Below are 3061 nucleotides of genomic sequence, written 5' to 3'. Positions count from 1 at the left end.
CGGCCTGCCAGTCAGCCGAGCCAGCCGGGCGCCACGAGTAGGGCCCAGGCCGCCAGGGGACCCACCACCACGATCGCCGCCCCGTACGTCAGGAGCTTGCGGTAGAAGGCGTCCCTCTCCATGCCCCTGACGTTGGCCACCAGCAGCGCACCCGTCGTCGAGAACGGGCTGACGTCCACGATGGCCGAGGACACCGACAGCGCCGAGATCATCGCGATCGGGCCCAGGGTGCCCTGGTTCAGCAGGGGAACGGCCAGCGGCACCAGCGCGCCCAGGATGCCCACCGTCGAGGCGAACGCCGACACGACGCCCCCGACGTAGCAGATGAGCAGGGCCACCAGCAGCGGGATGCCGATCGCCGCCACCGACGAGCCCACGTAGTCGACGGTGCCGATCTCCTGGAGGACGCCCACGTACGTGACGACGCCGCAGATCAGCAGCACGGTCGGCCAGGCCACCTTCTCGACGGCGCCCTTGTTCGTCTTCGGGGAGGTGAGGGAGAGGACGACGGCCACGGTGACGGCGGTGAGGCCGACGTCGAGCTTGAACACCAGCACGGCCAGGCAGAGGGCGACGATGCCGGTGAGCGTCAGAGCCTGGTGCGGGGTGAGGCGGAGACCGCCGGCCCCGGCGTCAGGGGCCTCCGTCGCCGTGACCGTGCCGCCTGACGTGACGGGATCGGGTGCGGCGTCCACGGAGACGGACGTGGCCGCGGCGCTGCCGGACGAAGGAGCGGGCGCGCCGGTGGAGGGCGCCGGAGTGCCCGTGTCGGTGGCGGTGGCGCCGCGGCTCATCAGCTGACGGCCGCCGAAGATGAGGAAGACGACCGCCGCCGCGGCGGCGTTGAAGAAGCTCGACAGGAACAGCGTCAGGTTGTCGCGCCGGAAGCGGGGGAGCGGCCGCCGCCTGCTCAGCCCGAGCGGCCCGCGCAGGGGAGCGGCCAGCCAGTTCGACAGCGGTGCGGTGGCCGACCCGAACCGGTTGAGCGTCCTGGTCGCCGCGAACAGCCGCGACCGCAGCGGCACGCCGTGAATCTCCTGGTACTGGTGGAGGAACTCGCTCTTCATCGCCGCCATGTCCACGCCCAGCGGGCACTCCGACTGGCAGGCCTTGCACTCCAGGCAGAGGTCGAGGATGCCGTGCAGCCGCTCGTCCCCGAGCGCCTGCCGGGGATCGTCCGACGACAGGGCCTTGACCAGGGCGTTGGCCCGGCCGCGGGTGGAGTGCTCCTCCTCGCGGGTGGCCATATACGACGGGCACATGACGCCCGTGTCGTCCTTGCGGCAGACCCCGACGTTCATGCACCGGTCGGCGGCGGAGTGCATGCCGCCTGCGAAGGTCCCCCCCGAACGACAACGTGGTGCGGAGGGGACGCGGCTCGGGCATGGCGGGATCGCGCAGGTGCGCGGTCATCGGCGGCGAGTCCACGATCTTGCCCGGGTTCAGCAGCCCCCGCGGGTCGAAGATCTGCTTGACCTGCCGCATCGCCTCGTAGACCGGGCCGCCGAACAGCCGCCGGTTGAACTCGGACCTGGCGAGACCGTCGCCGTGCTCGCTGGAGTTCACGCCGCCGTGCCTGGCGGCCAGTTCGGCGATCTCCTCGGCGACCGCCCGCATCGTGCCGATCTCCTCGGGCACGCGCAGGTCCACGAAGGGGCGGATGTGCAGGCAGCCGACCGAGCAGTGCCCGTAGAAGCCCGCGGAGAGCCCGTGCCGGGAGAGGATCTCCGAGAACTCCTCGACGTACGGCAGCAGCCGCTCCGGCGGCACGGCCGTGTCCTCCACGAACGCCAGCGGCCTGCGGCTGCCCACGCTGGAGGCCATCAGCAGCCCGAGCCCCGCCTTGCGCACCTTGAGCACGGCCGCCTGCTGCTCGGCGGTGACCGCCCGCAGGGTGTGGTAGCCGTGGCCGTTCGACTTCCAGGTGGCGGCGAGCTTGTCCACGCGGTCGGCCACCTCGGAGGGGCTGTCGCCGAAGAACTCCACGAACAGCAGCGCCTCGGGATCACCGGAGAGGATGTCGCCGAGCCTGGCGTAGTCCACGCGCTGCCTGGACAAGTCGAGGATGGCCTTGTCGATCAGCTCGACCGAGGCGGCGTCGAAGGAGAGGGCGTCCGCGGTGGCCGCGATGGCGGACGGGGTGGAGGCGAAGTGGCCCACGGCGATGGCTTTGGCCCGCGGCCGGTCCACCAGTGTGACCGTGGCCTCGGTGACCACGGTCAGCGTGCCCTCGGAGCCCACGATGAGCTTGGTGAGGTCGGGCAGGTCCCGCAGCCGACGGTCACGTCCACGCCCCACTCGTCGTGGCGGTAGTCCATCGAGCCCAGTGACGAGATCGTGTCCACCAGCAGCAGCGGCGAGTGCTCCGTCCGGTCGATGGCCGCGCGGATCTCCGGGATCCGGCTGCGCACCCCGGTCGAGGTCTCGTTGTGCACGACCATGACGGCGGCGTGCTCGGCGGTGAGGCGGTCGGCGATCGCGCCGGGGTCGGCGCCGTGCCGCCAGTCGCCGGGCACCAGGTCGACGACCAGACCGAGGCGTGCGGCCATCTCGCACCACAGCGTGGAGAAGTGCCCAGTCTCGAACGCCAGCACCCTGTCGCCGGGGGAGAGCGTGTTGACCAGCGCCGCCTCCCACACGCCCGTCCCCGACGAGGGGTAGACGATCACGTGGTGGCGGGTCTTGAAGACCGCCTTCAGGCGCTCCAGCACCGAGCCCGCGAGCCGGGTGAACTCGGGTCCGCGGTGGTCGACGGTGGGCTGGGCGATGGCGCGCAGCACCCGGTCGGGAACGTTGGTCGGTCCTGGGATCTGCAGGAAATGGCGGCCCACGTTGTGACGCTCCATGCGTGCCGTGTCACGGCACGGTGTGCCGTTTTGCGGTTCATTAACATTAGAATCGGTCCGCAGAGGAGTCAATGGATGCAGAACGTGCTCAACGCCCTCCGGGTGCTCGAGGAGGTCGCCATCCGTCAGCCCGCCGGGGTCGGTGAGCTGGCGCGGGTGCTCGGCCTGCCCAAGAGCACGGTGCAGCGCTCGCTGCGGACGCTGCACGACGCCGG

At 71.2% G+C, this 3061-nt stretch carries 3 protein-coding genes and 1 pseudogene; 1 reads left to right on the top strand and 3 read right to left on the bottom strand.

Annotated features, from left to right (window positions below; translation table 11 throughout):
• Positions 1-11: 11 nt before the first annotated feature.
• From AB0J09_RS60675 to AB0J09_RS60665, 3 genes and pseudogenes are all read right to left on the bottom strand, one after another.
• Complete coding sequence (locus tag AB0J09_RS60675; RefSeq protein WP_360712986.1) at positions 12-1262, bottom strand: SLC13 family permease; 1251 nt, start codon at positions 1260-1262, stop codon at positions 12-14.
• 226 nt (positions 1263-1488) lie between these two features.
• Positions 1489-2160: pseudogene (locus AB0J09_RS60670) on the bottom strand (FAD-linked oxidase C-terminal domain-containing protein); the annotation flags it as partial.
• A gap of 59 nt (positions 2161-2219) precedes the next feature.
• On the bottom strand, positions 2220-2846 hold the full coding sequence (locus tag AB0J09_RS60665) for an aminotransferase class V-fold PLP-dependent enzyme (protein ID WP_360712983.1): 627 nt from the start codon (positions 2844-2846) through the stop codon (positions 2220-2222).
• Between AB0J09_RS60665 and AB0J09_RS60660 the strand changes: the two genes are divergently transcribed.
• Positions 2820-3061: helix-turn-helix domain-containing protein (locus AB0J09_RS60660; protein WP_360712981.1), on the top strand; the 242-nt coding region annotated here is incomplete at its 3' end. The two genes, AB0J09_RS60665 and AB0J09_RS60660, sit on opposite strands and share 27 nt — an antisense overlap.

It is taken from the genome of Nonomuraea sp. NPDC049784 (assembly GCF_040659615.1).
In the GTDB taxonomy this organism is placed as follows: domain Bacteria; phylum Actinomycetota; class Actinomycetes; order Streptosporangiales; family Streptosporangiaceae; genus Nonomuraea.
The sequence above is the reverse complement of the archived record's forward strand: the minus strand, read 5'-3'. Positions and strand labels throughout refer to the sequence as shown.

Excerpts from the sequence above, each read along its gene's own strand:
- AB0J09_RS60675 (WP_360712986.1), bottom strand. The coding sequence starts at position 1,262 with ATGTGCCCGTCGTATATGGCCACCCGCGAGGAGGAGCACTCCACCCGC.
- AB0J09_RS60665 (WP_360712983.1), bottom strand. The coding sequence starts at position 2,846 with ATGGAGCGTCACAACGTGGGCCGCCATTTCCTGCAGATCCCAGGACCG.